This is a genomic window from Paenisporosarcina sp. TG20 (assembly GCF_000286315.1).
Taxonomy (GTDB): domain Bacteria; phylum Bacillota; class Bacilli; order Bacillales_A; family Planococcaceae; genus Paenisporosarcina.
On record NZ_ALJG01000106.1, the window covers coordinates 1 to 3,094 of the forward strand.

Here is a 3,094-nt window from a genome sequence, read left to right on the forward strand (position 1 = left end):
CCGCCTGTAACGGAAATCAACATAGATTATTAAAGGAGTAGTATGCGGAACCCCTCACAAAACTATCTATTTAACTAAATACTTTGGAATCTCTCCAAGAACACCATCCATCAAATTAGTTGCGGCTAGCTGAGCCATTCTTAAGCGAGTAGGTATACTCGAACTCCCGATATGGGGGATAGCAACGACATTCGGTAATGTCAATAATGGATGGTCGGTTGGAACGGGCTCTTGTTCAAAAACATCTAACCCTGCTGCCCAAATCTTGTTACTGCTCAAAGCATCATATAGTGCCTTTTCATTCACAACACCACCACGCGCTGTATTAATTAAAACAGAGCTTGATTTCATTAACGCTAACTCTTCTTTATCAATGATATTTTTGGTTTCTGGTGTTAAAGGAACTAATACACAAACAAAATCAGACTGTTGGAGTAATGTCTCTTTATCTACGTATTCAATACCTAATTCTTCCTCTACTTTTAATTTTCTTGACCGATTCGAATAAAGAACCTTCATATCAAAACCTTTAGCCCTTTTCACCAAAGCCTCGCCGATTCTTCCCATTCCGATGATGCCAAGTGTGGACCCGTTAATATCCTGTCCTGTCAATTGCATGGGATACCAGGACTTCCATTTACCGTCACGTAAGTAATCAGAGGACTCAATCAACCTTCTTGCAGTAGCCATCAGCAGCGCAAATGTTAAGTCAGCCGTAGTTTCTGTTAATACACCTGGCGTATTGGTAACCATTATTCCTTTTTCGGATGCAGCATTTATGTCAATATTGTTGTAACCAACAGCCATGTTACTAATAATTTTCAAATGGCTTGCCTCATTCATTAGAGACTCATCAATCGTATCAGACACTGTGCACAGAAGACCGTCTACTTTTCGAATTTCTAGCTCAAGTACTTCTCTCGTTACGGGCTTCTCCTCTTCTTCCCACATGCTCACTTCACAGACTTCACGAAGTCGGTCAACCACGATATCAGGCAATTTTCGTGTTATGTATATTTTCGGTTTCATATAATCACTCTCCTTACGCTTGTTTTTCACCTTAATAAACAACACACTCTTATAGAATATTTATTCGACAGTTGTAGATATATTCCTGTCTTTGATTCTATTTCGTTTTTGGGGAATGAAAGAAAAAATCCTATCTATAACAAAACGAAGCAGCCGAAGATACAATTTCGACTGCATTTTTGCTTACTTTATCCTCATAACAGCCCTAATTTCCACTAAAATGGAAACTTTTGATCTTTGTGCATGTTTAAAATAAAGGTTTTAAGGAGCTCCTTAGTAGCTTCTAAATCCCCTAAATCAACTACTTCCACAGGAGAATGCGCATAGCGGGAAGGAATTGACAAGACTCCGGTAGGGATTCCTTTATTGGCATGGTTGACAGCCCCCCCATCTGTACCAATCCCTGGGAAAACTTCTAACTGGTATGGAATATTATTATCTTTAGCCAGTTTAATTAATAGATCTTTCATAGTTTTATGGACGATTAAACTAAAGTCCATAACTTTTATTCCGGTACCCAGCCCAAGTCCTAGTGTCTGATCCATAGTTTCTTCTGGAGTATCACTAACTGCTGTTGTATCAATAGCAATTGCCGCATCTGCATCTAAATGTTCTGCTGCTGTTTTCGCCCCTCGTAACCCTACTTCCTCCTGAACTGCAAAAAGAAATATAAGTTCACCAGCAAATGACACATTATTTATTTCTTCAAGCACCTTAACGAGTACAGCACAGCCTGCTCTATCATCTAAAGACTTAGCTCTTACCCTTTGATGGTTTGCTGGTCCAAATAACACAAACTCTGAACCCCATGTAACTGGAGTTCCAATTTCAATTCCCATATCAAGTACCTCTTCCTTCGAAAATGCACCAATATCTATGTAGAGATTTTGATGTTTCCTTACCTTGGAAGCATCATCAAACTTCATATAATGGGCAGACATTGTTCCTATTAAACCGGATACATGACCTTTTTCTCCCATGACAGTCACCGGTTGAGCTAAAAGAATTCGGTCATCATGACCACCAAGCTTTTCAAAGCGCAATAAACCATTCTCCTCAATTTTCCTAACCATAAATCCAACTTCATCCATATGAGCTGTCAGTAAAATTGTTGGACCTGGCTTATCTCCTATTTTTCTAGCAATTACATTTCCGATTGGATCGATTCGAACCTCATCTACCTTATCAGCTAAATAGTCTCTAAGAAAATAGGATACCGAATGTTCATATCCACAAGGACCTGAAAGGCTCGTTAATGTTTTTAAAATATCTATCATTGTAGTTTCTTCCCTTTCAAAGTAAATTGGATTTTGCTCTATTATTAGATTGATCATCTTTTAGTAGAGTACTAAGTTCAGTATAAAATCAGAACATTTAGAATGCAAGTAGCGGAGATAACATGGGACAACATGCTTAAGAACTTGTAAGTACGAATTTTTCAGAACTATTTGATGATATAAAGTCGCCTGATTTATTATATGTCGGGTGCATTGGTCAATTGTACGAGTAACTCCTTGTTAAGTTGAAAAAATGTGCAGCAAGTTTATACTTTTCATCCATTTAGCACTTTTCGCTCACTCAAATTAGATTTCCGCTCACTCAACACTACTTTTCGCTCACTCAGCAAATAATGACCATTATATCCCAATGAAAATGCGTATACTTGCTGAAACAGACGTCCTTATTATGGGAGTCAGCTTGGAAAATCTTCTTTTTCAATTAAATTAGTTAGAAACCCCTATAATTAGATGATCAAAAGTCAGTCTAAGAAAAACCGGGCAAAGTATGGAGGGCACTGAAAAACTTACGTTTTTTATAGTGTAGTGGTTTTCCAAACAAAAAGAAGGCACTTTCTGTTCGATTTTGAACAGAAAGTGCCTTCTTTCTTTGTCTATTTCTTACTCTTTTTCGTTTATTAGTTTCAGTATTCGTTTAAGATTCACTGCGAATATCGTGGTGGCTCCTTGTATCTCCATGCCAAATAGACCCGCAGACGATGCCGTATCGTACCCGTGTCCATTTTTTAACTCACTATTTTTCGCCGCCACTTTATAGCGTTCCTTCG

General features: G+C 38.1%; 2 protein-coding genes and 1 pseudogene. All 3 read right to left on the bottom strand.

The window, feature by feature from the left end; all coding sequences use genetic code 11:
• Positions 1-66 precede the first annotated feature (66 nt).
• Positions 67-1,029 carry a D-glycerate dehydrogenase gene (locus tag B371_RS0100860; protein ID WP_019412457.1) on the bottom strand — a complete coding sequence of 321 codons (963 nt, stop codon included), beginning with the start codon at positions 1,027-1,029 and terminating at the stop codon, positions 67-69.
• Positions 1,030-1,244: 215 nt separating this feature from the next.
• Positions 1,245-2,306 (bottom strand): M42 family metallopeptidase, encoded by a 1,062-nt coding sequence (locus tag B371_RS0100865; RefSeq protein WP_019412458.1) that lies wholly within the window; start codon positions 2,304-2,306, stop codon positions 1,245-1,247.
• Between the two features lie 621 nt (positions 2,307-2,927).
• A pseudogene (locus B371_RS23245) lies at positions 2,928-3,094 on the bottom strand (IS5/IS1182 family transposase); the annotation flags it as partial.

Bases quoted from the DNA above. Each gene is read 5' to 3' on its own strand.
- B371_RS0100865 (WP_019412458.1), bottom strand. From the start codon at position 2,306: ATGATAGATATTTTAAAAACATTAACGAGCCTTTCAGGTCCTTGTGGA.
- B371_RS0100860 (WP_019412457.1), bottom strand. From the start codon at position 1,029: ATGAAACCGAAAATATACATAACACGAAAATTGCCTGATATCGTGGTT.